This is a genomic window from Kutzneria kofuensis (genome assembly GCF_014203355.1).
In the GTDB taxonomy this organism is placed as follows: domain Bacteria; phylum Actinomycetota; class Actinomycetes; order Mycobacteriales; family Pseudonocardiaceae; genus Kutzneria; species Kutzneria kofuensis.
On sequence record NZ_JACHIR010000001.1, the window covers coordinates 7463544 to 7477773 of the forward strand.

A 14230-nucleotide genomic window follows, 5' to 3' on the forward strand; every position below is an offset into this window, starting at 1 on the left:
ACGCTCATGATTGCCGGGTGTCGGAGATTGCGTCGTGGAACGGCGAGCACCCGCAGGTGAAACTGCTCGACCCCGTGCTGTTCGCTCAGCTCGGGGCCGGCGAGGGCGGGTACGCGGAGTTGCTGCTGGCCGAGTACGGCCGGCCGGAGCAGGTGATCGTGCGCAACGAGGTGCCGCACGGAGTACTGCACTACATCCAGTTCGAGGAGCGGCCGGACCGTCCGGCCTGGACAACACATCTGATCTTCGGTGGCGCCACCGAGCCGCAGGTGCGCGAGTACCTGGTGACGATCGGCCTGGGCTCGGTGGAGATCCACACGGTCTACGGCGCCACCGAGCCCATCTACGACGCCCCCGAAGAGGTCGACGAGCTCTAGACCGTCGACGGCGCCGGGGCGCCGGTTCCCGGGTCGGTGATCGTCGACGTCGTCGGGTCGGCCGGCGCGGAGCTGACGATCGTGCCTGGGTCGTAGGCGGGCGGTGGGTCGTTGTGCGGCACGCCGGCGGGGCTGCTGTCCGTGGCGGGCGGCGGGGTGTCATCGGTCGCCGGCGGCGGCGTGGCCGACGCCGACGGGCTGTCGTCCGGGGGAGGTCCGATCATCGGGGCTCCGGTGCGATCCTCGGCGCTCGTGGTCGGGCCCGGCTGCCCCGGCGTCTGAGCGGAGCTGCCTGCGGTGGAGCTGCTGCCGGACGTCTTCGAGGTCGACGTCGTACTGCTGTGCCCGGTGGTCTTGGACGGCTTGCGCGACGCTGCGTGCGCGGCGCCCGACGCCGGCGGCTCGGCGACGGTCGGCGTGGCGCCGGGAGTCGCCGCCTGGGCCGGGGAGCCGACCTCGGTGGTCTGCGCGCTGTACACGAGCGCGCCGCCGGCCATCGCGACCAGCGCCAGCCCGGCAGCCCCGGCGAGCATCCGAGGCCGGACCATCCGTCGCGGCCGGACCGGCGTGGCCAGGTGCAACGGGATCTCGGGCTCCTTGGGACGCACCGGCGGCGCGGCCATCGCGACGACGGCGGGCACCGGTTCCACGACGGTGTCCAGCGACGCCGACAGCGCCGCGCCAACGGCAACCGTCGCCTTGGGATCGGCGTCGACGGCGACGGGACGCCCCAGCCCGGCCGACAACAGCTCAGTGACCAGCGGAATCCGGGACGAGCCGCCGACCAGCAGCACCGCCGCCAGGTCGGACTCGGTGAGGCCGGCGGAGCGAACGGTCCGCCGCATCAGGTCGACGGTTTCCTCCAGCGCGGCCCGGATCATGGCCTCGAACTCGGCGCGGATCAGCCGGGCCTGCCGCTGCCCGGACGGCAGCAGGACGGGGATCATGACCTCGGTGTCGAGGGAAAGAGCCTCCTTGGCCTCGGTGATCTCCCGCCGCAGCCGGCCGACGGCGCTCACCACGAGCGGGTCGTCGGCCGACAGTCCCGTCATCAGCTCGGGGAACTGGTGGCGGATCCGTTCGAACACGAGCTCGTCGAAGTCGACGCCGCCGAGGTGGTCGTCGCCGGCGGGCTCGCCGAGCAGGTCGAACGAGCCGACGGAATCCTTGCGCAGCACGGCCGTGTCCACGGTGCCACCGCCCAGGTCGTAGACGCCGATCGTGTCGCCGGGCGCGACCCGCTCCGTCGCGGCGTACGCGATCGCGGCGGCGGCCGGCTCGGTGAGCAGCAGGCAGTCACCGAGCCCGAACTCGGCCAGCGCGGCGCCCAGCAGCGCGGTCTTGTGCCCGCCCCAGCCGGCCGGGTGCGTGATCGCGATCTGCTCGGGTTCGCCGCCCTCACGGGATCGCACCAGGTCGACGACCCAGCGCGCGAGCAGCGCGGTCAGCTCGTGCGCGGTGTGTCCGCCGTCGCCGAGCAGCATCGGGGTCTCGTCGCCGATGCGGCGCTTGAACTCCCGCGCCACCCCGGACGGGTCGACCGCGGCCCGGCGCTCGGCCGCGTCGCCGACGAGCACGCCGCCGTCCCGGCCGATGTGCAGCACCGAGGGCACACACGTGCTTCTGTTACCGAGGGTGACCATTTCCGGTGACCCACCGCCCCGCCGGATGGCGGCTGCGGTGAACGTCGTCCCGAGGTCCAAGCCGAGCAGATAGCCCACGGGAGGCACATCGCGACACTCTGGGTGGTCATTAGCGTCGAAATCCCCCAACAATCCCCCAACGCACCCCCGTACCGGATCCCCCAACGCCGGGGATGCGGGACGGGGGACGGCACCCGATGCACCCGCGGGTGATCGCTACCTAGCGTTATGGGCAACTCGCCGATCGAGGAGGAGATTCCCATGGCGACCGGAATCAGCTTGCTGGACTTCATCATGGAGCTGCTGGGCAACCAGACCGCCCGCGACCAGTTCGAGTCCAACCCGCAGCAGTCGCTCGACGACCACGGCTTCAGCCACCTGTGCGCCGCCGACGTGCACGACGCGATGCCGCTCGTCATCGACGCCGCGCAGTCGTTCGACAGAACCTACGACGCCGGCGGCCCGAGCCATGTGGTGACCCCGCCGCCGCCCCCGCCGGTGCACGGTGGCGGCGGCGTCGAGCACGCCATCGAGCAGATCCGCTACATCACGCAGAACTACTCCTACTCGGTGGACAGCCACAACACCGTGGTGGACAACTCGGTGAACCAGAACGTGTGGGCCCGCGACGTGTGGCAGAGCTTCGACAACCACTCCGTGGTCACCACGGGCGACCACAACGTCGTGGGCAACGGCAACGAGGTGCTCAACGGCGACCTGTCGGCCGATCACGGCGGCGCGGTGGCGGTCGGAGGTAGCGCCACGGGCTCCGCGGACGACTACTCCACCGACGTGCACGCCTACGGCAGCGGCAACGTGGCCGTGGCGAGCAATGGCAGCAGCACCGGCCAGAGCGACTCGCACAACAGCACCGACAGCCACAACACGACCGACTCGCACAACAACACCGCGATCGGTTCGGGCAACGACTCGCACGACAACACGGCGATCGGCTCCGGGAACGACTCCCACGACGACTCGCACGACAACACCGCCGTGGACTCCGGGAACGACTCGCACGACGACTCCCACGACAACACCGCGATCGGTTCGGGCAACGACTCCCACGACGACGTGGCCTCGAACAACAACACCGCGATCGGGTCCGGGAACGACTCGCACGACGACATCGGCTCGGACAACACCACGGCGATCGGTTCGGGCAACGACTCGCACGACACCAGCCTGACCGAGCTCGACTCGCACGACCACACGAACATCGCCTCGAACAACGACATCGCGTCCGACAACGACGTCGACCACACCATCATCCACATCTGACGGGAGCCGTCACCATGCCGCCGACCGCCGCCGAGCTGCTGGACCTCGCGATCCGGGCCACCACGGCCTACCGCAGGGAGGACCTCGGCGCGCGGTTGGCGGTGACCCGCCGGCGGCTGCTGGACCCGGAGGTCCGGGTGCTGGTCGTCGGCGAGTTCAAGCAGGGCAAGAGCATGCTGGTCAACTCCCTGGTGGACGCGCCGGTCTGCCCGGTCGACGACGACCTGGCGACGGCGGTGCCCACGCTGGTCCGCTACGCCCCGGAGCCGTCGGTGGTGCTGGTCGGTGACGACGAGCACCAGCGCCGGCCGGTGCCGATCGACCAGCTGGCCCGGCATGTCTCGGAAGCGGGGAATCCCGGCAACCGCGAACGTCTGCGCCACGCGGAGGTCGGGGTTCCCCGCACTGTGCTGTCCGGCGGCCTGTGCCTGGTCGACACGCCCGGCGTCGGCGGCCTCGACTCGGCGCACGGGGCGAGCACGATGGCCGTGCTGCCCACTGCCGACGCCGTGATCCTGGTGTCCGACGCGGCCCAGGAGTACACCGGCCCCGAGCTGGATTTCCTGCGCCAGGCCATGAAGATGTGCCCGACCGTCCTCTGTGTGCTGACGAAGACCGACCTCTACCCGCAGTGGCGGCGGATCGCCGAGCTCAACCGCGGGCACCTGGCCGCGGCGGACGTGGACGCCGACCTGATCGCCGTCTCGTCGACGCTGCGGCAGCACGCGATCCGCACCCAGGACGCGCAGCTCAACGAGGAATCCGGCTTCCCGGAGCTGATCTACCGGCTGCGCAACGACATTTTCGCCCAGGCGGCCGCGCTCGCCGACCGGTCGGTGGCCAACGACGTGCTGTCGGTGACCGTGCAACTGTCGGCGTCGATGCAGGCGGAGCTGGCCGCGTACCGGAATCCGAACCACGCCGAGGACCTGATCGCCGAGCTGACCCGCGCCCGCAACCGTGCCGACGCGCTGCGGGAACGCTCCGCCCGCTGGCAGCAGACCCTCAACGACGGCGTCAGCGACCTGATCGCGGACATCGAGTACGACCTGCGCGACCGGATGCGGCACCTGTTGCGGGAGGCCGAGGAGGAGCTGGAGCTCGTCGATCCGGCCACTGTGGACGAAGAGTTCACGCTGTGGCTGCACCAGCGCGGGGCCGCCGCGGCGTCGGCGAACTTCGTGTGGACGCACCAGCGGACGCAGTGGCTGGCGCGGCAGGTGGCCGAACACTTCGGCGACGCGGGCGACCAGGCCATGCCGGACCTGAGCTTCCACGCGCCGACCGCCACGAGCACGTTCGAGATGCCGGTGGCGGAGTACTTCAGCCTGGGCCAGAAGCTGATCACCGGCATGCGCGGCGGCTACGGCGGCACGATCATGATCGGCATGCTGAGCACGGTCGCCGGGCTGACGCTGCTCAACCCGGTGTCGGTGGGGGCCGGCGTGCTGCTGGGCCGCAAGACCGTGAAGGACGAGCGCAAACGCATGCTGCAGCGGCGGCAGAGCGAGGCCAAGGCGGCGGCGCGACGATTCGTCGACGACCTGATCTTCCAGGTGGGCAAGGAATCCCGTGACCTGCTGCGCGAACTGCAGCGCACGCTGAGGGACCACTTCACCGCCCACGCGCAGGAACTGTCCCGGTCGGTGCAGGAGGCGCTCGCCGCGGCGCAGCAGGCCGTGAAGGCGGACTCGGGCAGCCGGGACGGGCGGATCAAGGACGTGACGGCGGAACTGGCCCGGGTCGACCACCTGGCCGGCCTGGCCCGGGAGCTGGCCCGATGAGCCGGCTCGGCGGGCAGGTGCGGACGCTGGTGCGCGACGCCGTCGACGTGTTCCGGGAGTCGCCGGAGATCGCGCAGTCGCTGCGTGATCACCTGGACCGGCTGGACGGGCCGTTGCGGGTGGCGATCGCCGGCCAGGTCAAGGCCGGCAAGTCGACGCTGCTCAACGCGTTGGTGGGGGAGCGGCTGGCGCCGACCGACGCCGGCGAGTGCACGCGGATCGTCACCTGGTACCGGCAGGGGCACCGGCCGCGGGTCAGTGCGCAGCCGCTCGTCGGCGGCCCGCGTCAGCTGCGTGTCGACCGCGAGGACGGGGCGCTGCGCATCGACCTGGAGGGCCTGAACCCCGCGCACGTGGAGCGCTTGGTGGTGGACTGGCCGTCCCGTGGGCTGTCGGACACCATCCTGATCGACACGCCCGGCATCGCCTCGCTGTCGACCGACGTTTCCGCACGGGCCAACGGGTTTCTCGTGCCGGAGGACGAGCCGAGCGAGGCCGACGCCGTCGTCTACCTGATGCGGCACCTGCACAGCGCCGACCTCCGGCTGCTGGAGTCGTTCCACGACAACGGGATCGCCCGCGCGAACCCGGTGAACACGATCGCCGTGCTGTCCCGGGCCGACGAGGTCGGTGTCGGCCGCGTGGACGCGCTGATGTCGGCCACCAGGATCGCGCGGCGGTACCGGTCCGATCCGCGGCTGCGGCGACTGTGCCAGGGCGTGGTGCCCGTCGCCGGGCTGCTCGCGGAGACCGCTCGGTCGTTGCACCAGCACGAGTTCGACGCCCTGGCCGAGATGGCCGCGAAGCCGCGCTCCGACGTCGAGTCCGCGCTGCTGTCGGCCGACCGGTTCGTGCAGTACGCGGGCGGGTTCGGGCTGCTGGAGCGGTTCGGGCTGTTCGGCGTGCGGCTGTCGCTGGCGCTGGTCCGGCAGGGCTTCGGCGATCCCGGCCGGCTGGCCGCGGAGCTGGTCCGGCGCAGCGGCATCGACGAGTTGCGGGCCGTGTTCGCCGCCCAGTTCATGCAGCGTCGCGACCTGCTGAAGTCCCGCTCCGCCTTGCTGGCCGTGGATGCCTTGCTACGCAAGGACGCCCGCCCCGGTACGGATGTCCTGCGCGACGAGGTCGAGCGGATTCTCGCCGGCGCCCACGAGTTCACCGAGCTCCGTGTCCTCGGCGCGCTGCGCACCTGCGTGACCGGCCTCAGTGAGGACGCCATGGACGAGGCCGAGCGCCTGCTCGGCGCCGGCGGCGCGCAGCCGTGGTCCCGCCTCGGCCTCACCCCGGACGTCGACCGTGCCGAACAGCGGGCGGCGGTGCTCGACGCCCTGGCCCGATGGCAGCGTCAGGCCGAGAACCCGTTGGCACGCAAGGCGACCGTTGACGTGGCCCGCGTGATCGTCCGCACCTGCGAGGGCATGGCCGCCGAGCTGTCGTGACCGCCACGGCGAAAGCCCCCGCCTGGCACGGAAAGCGCTGGTGGCCTGGTCACTGCCCGTTGACCAGGGCGCGCAGCCGGGCCAGCAGCTCTCGGCGCGAGGCCGAGCCGAGACGCTGCCGGATCCGGGCGACGTGGTGCTCGACGGTCTTGGCCGAGATGAACAGGCGCTCCCCGATCTGCTTGTACGTCATGCCGCCGACCAGCAGCTCCGCCACCTCGATCTCCCGGGCGGACAGCTGCGGCGCGGGCGATTCCTCGGCGCTGTGCGGGACCCCGTGCAGCGCGCGGGCACACGTGAGCAGGGTCGTCATCTCGTTGCGGTCGGCGGTCCGGATGGCGGCCTGCCCGGCGAGCCGAGCGCCGTCCCAACCCAGCCCGACCGCCCGTAGCTCACGGGCGGCGGCCACCACCTGCTCCACCTGCACGTCCCCGGCCAGCACCCGCAGCCACGCCCGCGCGCACCCGGCCAGCGCCGCGGCGTAGCGGGAGCTGCGGGCCATCGTGGACAACGCGGCGGCGTGCCGCGCAGCCGTCGACGGCGACTCCGACGCGACCGCCGCCTGCAACGCGAACCAGTGCAGCGGCACCGACCACAACGCCGGCCGGCCCAGCCGTGACAGCAGGTCGTCGGCTTCCGCCAGCCTCGGCGCCAGCCACTCGTCCTCGTGCAACCGTGCCGCGGCAACGGCGATCTCGCCGACGGGCTGCAGCACGAACAGGTCCACCGGATGCGCGATCACGGCGTCCCGGGCTCGTGGCCACGCGTCGAGCAGGCCGGCCAGGTCGGACCGCCGTCGGGCCACGCCGATCTCGATCGCCGCCGCGAACAGCTCGTCACGGGGACGGGCGCACTGCCCCGGCACGTCGGCGGCGGCAAGATCGCCGCGCTGCAAGGAGATCCAGGCGCGGAGCAGGGCGTGCCGCATGGAGTCGTCGCCCACCGCGGACTCGGCCATGTCCAGCTGCCCCAGATGCAGCGCCACCAGGCACGCCAGCGCGGAAGGGGTGTCCGGCAGTAACACCTTGCCGGCGTGGGGTTCCAGCACCGCGGCCGCCTGCACGAGCTGGGACAACGCGGCCACGGCCGACCCCGTCACGGATTCGGTCACCGCATGGGCCACAAGGGATTCGACTGTGGACAGCGAAGTGGGCGTGCGCACGGAGTCGTCGAACGCGGCGAGTTGCTCCCGCGCCTGCGCCAGGTCGCCGACGCCCAGCAGCGCCGCGACCACGAAGCCGGAGCGGACACCGTCCACGCTCTCCGCCCACCGGTACAGCGTGACGCTGTCGGCCAGCATGCCGCGCTGCGCGAGCACCGCCGCCGCGACCTCCGCGCCGCGCCGGTCGCCGTCGAGGATGGCCTGGTCGGCCAGTACGGAAGCGGTGTCGAGGTCACCGTCCAACGCGGCGGCCACGGCCTGTGCTGACAGCGGCCCGGTCTCCACGGCGTCGTCGACCACGTGGGTCATCTCGCTCCCGACGGTTGTCGTTCGGACCTACGCATAGTCGTACCGTCGAGTCGTTTCGTTAGTTCAACTCCAGCAATGCCTTACCCTTTCGGGTGACGGAGTGCAGCACAGCCTGTCCGTGGCGCCGGCTCACCACGAAGCCCGCGTTGCGCAGCAAAGTCACCTGCTGGCTGGCCGACGCCAGCGACATGCCGATCGTCTCCGCCAGTTCCGACGTGGACCGCGGCGTGCGCAGCGCGACCAGGATCCGGGCGCGCGTACGGCCGACGACCTGCGCCAGGTGGAACTGCGCACGCTCCTCGGCGACCGGGTCGCGGCGCAGCGGCCGGGCCGGAAACACCAGCACGGGCGGCAATTCCTCGTCGATCAGGGTCACGGGATCGCCGACGCAGAAGAACGACGGCACCAGCGTCAGCCCGCGGCCGCCGAGCCGGATCTCGTGCGAGCGCGGATAGTCCGTCTCCAGCCACGGCCAGCGCCATCGGAAGGACGGCCCGAGCCGGGCGAACATGCCGCCCAGACCGTCGTCGAGCAGCTCACGCAGCCGCGATTCGCCGTCGGCACGGACATGGTCGCCGACCTCGTCCCACACCGGCGCGATGGCCGTGTCGTAGTAGCGGCGCAGCGCGCCGACCAGGTCGGTCATCTGTTCGGCGTTGCCGGCGGCCAGGCCGCGGCAGAACCGGGAGCCCTCGACACGCCGCAGCCGAGCGGGGCTCATGTCCAGGGTGAGTCGGGAGCGCGGTGTAGACCGTATTACGTCGAACGTCCCCTCGATGCCGTCCGATGTGGGCAAGGGCGTCAGGAAGTCGGGAAAGTTGCCGCGGCGCGGCACGAGCTGGCGCAGCAGCCGGAACGCCTGGAGCGATTCGGCGTCGGCCAGCCGAGGTCGGACCTCTCGCCGCCACACCGCGTGACGGTCCGGTTCGCCGGTGGGCAAGAGGTGATCGACGCTCAGCACCAGCTCCCACATGGGGTCCGGCTCCGTGAGCACCCGCGTGCGCAGCAGATCCTCGGCCGTGAAGTGCAACCGCAGCGTGCCCGCCATCTCTCCCACCCCCCTGACCGGACAATGGTCCCACCCCGGCCCGCCGGACCTTTCGGACCTGCCTGAAAGGTCCTACCAGCCGCGCGTCCGTCGTGCCATGGTGACTGTGCACGATCACGTTGGGGGGCTCGCTGATGGACGACGCGTCGCTGCGCATGCGCGTGGCCTTCGACGAACGGATCGGCGATTCCCGGGCCGAGCTGGCGGAACTGCTCGCGTGCTGCGGCACGACCACCGCCCGCACGGGCTACCTGGCGGAACTGGCCGCGCGGCTGGAGGTGTTCGGCAGCGCGGGCGAGCCTTCCTCCACGCCGATCCTGGACGCCGGCGCCGACGGGCTGGAGTACTTCCGCCGGCACGGGCCCGAACACGCCCGCCGACGGCACCGGGCGTTCGACTTCGACACGGAGATCGGCGCCCGCTACGACAGGCAGCGCGACATCCCGCTGGCCGAGTTGCGGGCCGACGCCGAGAGCCTCGAGTCGCTCTGTTCCGACATGCTCGACGCGCGCCGCGACCCGTGGCAGCGGGTGGTGTGGCAGCGCATCGGCGGCTTCGCCGACACGCTGCGGGTCGCCTGCGACGCGGTGGAACGCATCGTGTTCGACAAGGCCGACGCCGTCCACCGGCTGGCCGAGGGCATCGACTCGTACGACGGCGACCGCTACGAGGCCCGGCTGGCGGTGTTCGACGCGGCCTGCCGCCACGCCGACGCCGACGTCGCCGACGTGCTGCGCCGGCTGGGCGACGAGATGGCCGCGACGGGCACGCGTGACCTTGCCGAAAACCGGTACGCAACGTGACGAGGCCGCTACCCTCGTGAAGATCGGTGCTGTGTCGACTGACATTTGGGGATGCACCGGTTACGGGGGACAACTTGATGGATGCCGAACCAGCACGGGTCACCTTCGGGACCGTGCTCAAGACCGGCGAGTTCCGCGCGCTCTGGTTGGCTGAGCTGCTGTCCACGCTCGGTGACCAGGTGGCCAGGGTGGCGCTGGCGGTGCTGGTCTTCAACACCACCGACTCGGCCGTGCTCACCGGCCTGACCTTCGCGCTGACCTACGTGCCGACGCTGCTCGGCGGGATCTTCCTGGCCGGCCTGGGGGACCGGTTCCCGCGCCGCGAGGTGATGGTCGCGGCCAACGTCGTGCAGGCGGTGCTGGTCGCGGCGATGGCCGTGCCGAACGTGCCGCTGCCGGTGCTGTGCCTGCTGCTGGCGGTGTCGGTGCTGGCCACCGGCCCGTTCAACGCCGCCCAGCTGGCGATCCTGCCGGACCTGCTCAGCGGGCAGCGCTACGTGACGGCGATGTCGCTGCGCAACGTGACGACGTACTCGGCGCAGCTGGCCGGCTTCGCCGGCGGGGGACTGCTGATCGCCGTGCTCAACCCGTACCTGGGGCTGGCCATCGACGCGCTGACGTTTGTCGTGTCGGCGCTGCTGCTGTGGACCGGGCTCCGGCCGCGGCCGGCGGTGCGGTCGGAGGAGCACGCCGAGCCGACGTCGATCCTGCACGGGTTCACGGTGATCTGGCGCGATCCGCGGACCCGGATCCTGCTGGGCATCGGCGCGCTGGCGCTGTTCTACATCGCGCCGGAGGCACTGGGCGCGCCGTACGCCGAGCAGCTGGGCATGGGGCCGACCGCGGTCGGGCTGCTGATGGCCGCCGACCCGATCGGCGCCGTCGTCGGTTCGCTGCTGTTCGACCGGCTCTCCGAGGTGGCCAGGCTGCGGTCGGTCGGCTGGCTCGGGGTGGCCGCCGGCGCGCCGATCGCGGCCTGCGCGCTCTACCCGAACCTCGTGCTGTCGATGGCGTTGTTCGCGTGCAGCGGGGCCGCCGCGACGATTTACACCATTCAAGCGATGACCACCGCATCGCGTTTACTGCCTAATTCGGTACGGGCCCAGGGAATGGGATTCGCGTCCGCCGTCATCCAGTCGGTGCAAGGGGTCGGCGCACTTGTCGCCGGCGCATTCGCTCAGGTGTTCACGCCGGCGGGCGGAATGGCGGTGGTCGGCTGCGTCGGGGTGGTGCTGGCGGCCGGACTGGCGCTGGCGTGGCGCCGGGTGGCGAATCCCGCGCAGTTGGCCGTGCAGCTGACCGGGTGAGTGGACACGGTCGGCGACGGATGGCGGTCCGCCGCCGACCCCGTTGGATGGATCACCTTGACCTGATCAGGTTGTCCTACCACGCATTGTCCGACCTCCGTTGCGCTAGCCGGGTGGTCCTGATCCGTTTCCAGAACACACTCCGCAGCTTCCCGCATACTCCATGGAAACCGTGGGGGGAGAGCCATGGCGAGCATACGACAAGATGACCTTGGGTTGGGTCGAATCGGAAAATGGCCGTTGTGGGGGCGGCCGGTGCTCTCGATCTGGTATGTGCTTGCCGTCGATCTCGGCGCGCTGGCGGTCATCGCCACCGCATTCGCCGAGCCCGGCGGCGCGGATGTGCCCGTGGTGAGCGCGGCGGCCCTGGCGGCCGCCGCTTTTGTTCAGGGGGAGGCCTCTCGGCGAATCGAGCGTTTGCGCCGCGTGATGAGCGGTTCCGTGCACATCAACATGGTGTCGGTGTGGGTGTTCGCGGCCGTGCTGACGCTGCCGATGTCGTGGGTGGCGGTGCTGACCGGGCTGGTCTCGTCGCACGTCGTGCTGCGCAGCTACCGGATCCAGCGCAGCTACCCGCACCGGCAGGTGATGAATGCCGCCGCGATGGTCCTGGCGGCGTGGGCCGCGCGGCTCGTGCTGGACGCGGGGGGCGTTCCGGTGCTGACCCGCGCGACCGACCTGGACGCCGTGTCCATCGGGATCGTGCTGGCCGCGGCGGTGGTGTTCTTCGCCGTCGACGGGGTGCTGATCGCGGTCAGCCTGCTGGTCGACGGCGGCGGCGAGCGGTCGCTGCGCGACCTGGTCGGCTCCGCCGACGACAACGCCCTCGAGCTGGCCACGATCTGCATCGGCGCGGTGATCGGGCTGGTGCTCGTGTACCAGCCGTTCGCGCTGCTGTTCCTGTTCGTGCCGCTGTTCGTGCTGCACCGCAGCGTGCTGGTCAAGCACCTGGAGGAGCTGGCCACCAAGGACCAGAAGACGGGCCTGCTCAACGCCTCGACCTGGCGGGACGTGGCCGGCAAGGAGCTGACCCGGGGGACGGCGTTCGGCGTGCTGATGGTCGACCTGGACCACTTCAAGCGGGTCAACGACACGTACGGGCACCTGGCCGGGGACGAGGTGCTCAAGGCCGTCGCCGGCGCCGTGCGGCGGTCCGTGCGGGACTACGACTCGGTCGGCCGGTTCGGCGGCGAGGAGTTCGTGGTGCTGCTGCCCGGGCTGCGCAGCGGCGATGTGCTGGCCATCGCGGAGCGGATCCGGCGGGCCATCAGCGAGCTGCGGGTGCCGCTGTCGGACAGCGACACGGTGTTGTCCACGCTGACGGCCTCGATCGGCGTCGCCGTGTACCCGGAGGCCGCGTCCGGTGTGGACGAACTGCTGCACGCCGCCGACACTGCCCTCTACCGGGCGAAACGCGCCGGCCGGAACCGGGTCGTCAGCAGCATGGCGGTGTGTGACACCCGAACGGGCTAGGCGCTGGACGCGCGGCGCCGCCGGTTCGCGGGTACCAAAGGGGGACGACTCCAGCGAGGAGGTGGCCTCCATGACCGAGCCGAACCGCGGCGCCGCCGCCCAGCACGAGACGCCCGAGGTCCCGCCCATGCGCGACGCCGTGCCCGAGACGCCCGCCGTCCCGGCCATGCCCGGCGGCATGGTGCCCGGCGGCGGGGCGGCGATCGAGCCCGCCGCCACCGACACCGAGGTCGGCCGCCCGGGCGCCGTCGAGCCCGGCGTCGCCGACACCCCCGCCGCCGAGCCCGTGCGCCTCAAGCGGACCCGCATCAGCGGCCTCTGGGTAGGCATCACCGTGGCCGCCGTCGTGTTGTTGCTGCTGCTCGTCTTCATCGTGCAGAACAACACCTACGTGACCATCTACTTCTTCGGCTGGGGCGGCCAGTTCCCGCTCGGCGTCGCCCTCCTGCTGGCGGCGATCTGCGGCGTCCTGCTGGTGGCGATCCCCGGCTACGGCCGGATCATCCAGCTGCGGCGGTCGTTCCGAAAGGCGTCGAAGCAGGCCTGACGCCGTCGGCGTCAGGCCCGCTTCCCCGCTCAGCCCCGGGGCAGGACCTCGGGCAGCACGGTGGTGAGCTGCCGCCAGTCGGTGCCGACCACGCTGGCGCCCTTGCTCGCCACCAGCGCGACCCGGTCCTGCGCCTGCTGCACGGTCGGGTTGACGTCGTCGATCGCCGGCTTGACGTTCTGCGCGTCGGTCATGATCAGGAAGTAGTGGTTGGCCACGTAGAACGAGGTGTCGATGCCGCCGTCGATGTAGGCGCTGGCGTCGCCGTCGAACACCACGAACCACGGCCGCAGCGAGGCGTCGCTGTACTGGCTGCGCGGGTCGCCGGCGGCGGCGTTGTGCACCGCCGGGAAGATCTGCGCCTGCGCCAGGTTGCCGGAGCTGGCCAGGCCCTTGAGGTACTGCGCGTACTCGACGTCGGTGCGCAGGTGGTCGGTCGGGTTCTGCTCCTCGACCGTGCCGGGGATGATCTCCACCAGCACCTTGCCGGCGAGCGCGGCCCGGGTCGGCCAGTTGTTGGCCTTGGCGGCGTCGTCGAGCGACGGGTACGAGCCGAGCAGGTCGACCGGCCGGAACACCCGGCTGCCCAGGCTGTTGTGCACGTAGCTGTCCAGGCTGGCCGGGCCGAGGCCGATGGTGGCGTCGAAGCCGGCCTTGAGCTCGATCTTCACCGTGAGCGGGCCGGCGTTCGGGTGGTTGCCCAGCCACACGTTGATGTCGTCGAGGCAGTCGTTGAGGTTCTGGTTGCGTGTGCCGCTGTACAGGTTCGCGGTCGGCGACTTGGCCTGCACGCAGTTGTTGTCGCTGCCGATCGGGTTGCTGTGGCTGACGTTCCACTTCTTCGTGAAGATGTTGAACCACGCGTCCAGCTCGACCAGGTTCGCGCCGGCGTCCAGCGACTGCGCCAGGTACTGGTAGGCGGCGGTGTCGTAGGTGTTGTGGATGCCGACCGTGGTGGCCTCGGACAGCCGCAGCGATCCGGTCCCGTCGGCCGTCGCGGTCCCGGCGGTCAGGCCCGCCAGCGCCAGCACCGCGACCGCCACCTTGCTCACCCGCATAG

General features: G+C 71.3%; 12 protein-coding genes. 8 read left to right on the forward strand and 4 right to left on the reverse strand.

The genetic code is table 11. From position 1 onward, the window contains the following. Positions 1-17 precede the first annotated feature (17 nt). Positions 18-377, forward strand: coding sequence for a hypothetical protein (locus BJ998_RS34095; RefSeq protein WP_184867419.1), 360 nt, complete (start codon positions 18-20; stop codon positions 375-377). Here the strand turns inward: BJ998_RS34095 and BJ998_RS34100 are convergent. After that, positions 374-2107 carry an Hsp70 family protein gene (locus BJ998_RS34100; protein ID WP_312890455.1) on the reverse strand — a complete coding sequence of 578 codons (1734 nt, stop codon included), beginning with the start codon at positions 2105-2107 and terminating at the stop codon, positions 374-376. The two genes, BJ998_RS34095 and BJ998_RS34100, sit on opposite strands and share 4 nt — an antisense overlap. A gap of 174 nt (positions 2108-2281) precedes the next feature. On the opposite strand from BJ998_RS34100, the gene BJ998_RS34105 reads away from it, so the two are divergent. The 3 genes from BJ998_RS34105 to BJ998_RS34115 are packed head-to-tail and all read left to right on the forward strand — an operon-like array spanning position 2282 to position 6521. Next, positions 2282-3301, forward strand: a complete 1020-nt coding sequence (locus tag BJ998_RS34105; RefSeq protein WP_184867421.1) for an IniB N-terminal domain-containing protein — start codon at positions 2282-2284, stop codon at positions 3299-3301. A gap of 14 nt (positions 3302-3315) precedes the next feature. After that, the gene (locus tag BJ998_RS34110; RefSeq protein WP_184867422.1) at positions 3316-5085 is read left to right on the forward strand and encodes a dynamin family protein; all 1770 of its coding nucleotides are present in this window, start codon (positions 3316-3318) and stop codon (positions 5083-5085) included. Beyond that, a complete protein-coding gene (locus BJ998_RS34115; RefSeq protein WP_184867423.1) occupies positions 5082-6521 on the forward strand; it encodes a dynamin family protein in 1440 nt (479 codons plus the stop codon). The genes BJ998_RS34110 and BJ998_RS34115 overlap by 4 nt, the downstream gene beginning before the upstream one ends. A 49-nt stretch (positions 6522-6570) precedes the next feature. On the opposite strand, the gene BJ998_RS34120 is transcribed toward BJ998_RS34115, so the two are convergent. Together BJ998_RS34120 and BJ998_RS34125 are read right to left on the reverse strand one after the other, a co-directional pair. Continuing rightward, the gene (locus tag BJ998_RS34120; RefSeq protein ID WP_184867424.1) at positions 6571-7992 is read right to left on the reverse strand and encodes a helix-turn-helix domain-containing protein; all 1422 of its coding nucleotides are present in this window, start codon (positions 7990-7992) and stop codon (positions 6571-6573) included. A 58-nt stretch (positions 7993-8050) separates the two neighbouring features. After that, positions 8051-9040, reverse strand: coding sequence for an ArsR/SmtB family transcription factor (locus BJ998_RS34125; RefSeq protein ID WP_184867425.1), 990 nt, complete (start codon positions 9038-9040; stop codon positions 8051-8053). A gap of 134 nt (positions 9041-9174) precedes the next feature. Here BJ998_RS34125 and BJ998_RS34130 point away from each other — a divergent pair, with 134 nt between their 5' ends. The 4 genes from BJ998_RS34130 (at position 9175) to BJ998_RS34145 (ending at position 13170) form a co-directional block, all read left to right on the forward strand. After that, positions 9175-9843: a hypothetical protein gene (locus BJ998_RS34130; protein ID WP_184867426.1), complete on the forward strand. Its 669-nt coding sequence runs from the start codon at positions 9175-9177 to the stop codon at positions 9841-9843. A gap of 77 nt (positions 9844-9920) precedes the next feature. Continuing rightward, positions 9921-11150, forward strand: a complete 1230-nt coding sequence (locus BJ998_RS34135) for an MFS transporter (protein WP_184867427.1) — start codon at positions 9921-9923, stop codon at positions 11148-11150. A gap of 255 nt (positions 11151-11405) precedes the next feature. Beyond that, positions 11406-12623 (forward strand): GGDEF domain-containing protein, encoded by a 1218-nt coding sequence (locus tag BJ998_RS34140; protein ID WP_184867428.1) that lies wholly within the window; start codon positions 11406-11408, stop codon positions 12621-12623. Positions 12624-12693: 70 nt separating this feature from the next. After that, complete coding sequence (locus BJ998_RS34145) at positions 12694-13170, forward strand: LapA family protein (RefSeq protein ID WP_246488713.1); 477 nt, start codon at positions 12694-12696, stop codon at positions 13168-13170. A 29-nt stretch (positions 13171-13199) separates the two neighbouring features. On the opposite strand, the gene BJ998_RS34150 is transcribed toward BJ998_RS34145, so the two are convergent. Further along, on the reverse strand, positions 13200-14228 hold the full coding sequence (locus tag BJ998_RS34150; RefSeq protein WP_184867429.1) for a phosphatidylinositol-specific phospholipase C domain-containing protein: 1029 nt from the start codon (positions 14226-14228) through the stop codon (positions 13200-13202). Positions 14229-14230: the final 2 nt, after the last annotated feature.

Bases quoted from the DNA above. Each gene is read 5' to 3' on its own strand.
- BJ998_RS34105 (WP_184867421.1), top strand. From the start codon at position 2,282: ATGGCGACCGGAATCAGCTTGCTGGACTTCATCATGGAGCTGCTGGGC.
- BJ998_RS34130 (WP_184867426.1), top strand. From the start codon at position 9,175: ATGGACGACGCGTCGCTGCGCATGCGCGTGGCCTTCGACGAACGGATC.
- BJ998_RS34150 (WP_184867429.1), bottom strand. From the start codon at position 14,228: ATGCGGGTGAGCAAGGTGGCGGTCGCGGTGCTGGCGCTGGCGGGCCTG.
- BJ998_RS34110 (WP_184867422.1), top strand. From the start codon at position 3,316: ATGCCGCCGACCGCCGCCGAGCTGCTGGACCTCGCGATCCGGGCCACC.
- BJ998_RS34135 (WP_184867427.1), top strand. From the start codon at position 9,921: ATGGATGCCGAACCAGCACGGGTCACCTTCGGGACCGTGCTCAAGACC.
- BJ998_RS34120 (WP_184867424.1), bottom strand. From the start codon at position 7,992: ATGACCCACGTGGTCGACGACGCCGTGGAGACCGGGCCGCTGTCAGCA.
- BJ998_RS34145 (WP_246488713.1), top strand. From the start codon at position 12,694: ATGACCGAGCCGAACCGCGGCGCCGCCGCCCAGCACGAGACGCCCGAG.
- BJ998_RS34125 (WP_184867425.1), bottom strand. From the start codon at position 9,040: ATGGCGGGCACGCTGCGGTTGCACTTCACGGCCGAGGATCTGCTGCGC.
- BJ998_RS34115 (WP_184867423.1), top strand. From the start codon at position 5,082: ATGAGCCGGCTCGGCGGGCAGGTGCGGACGCTGGTGCGCGACGCCGTC.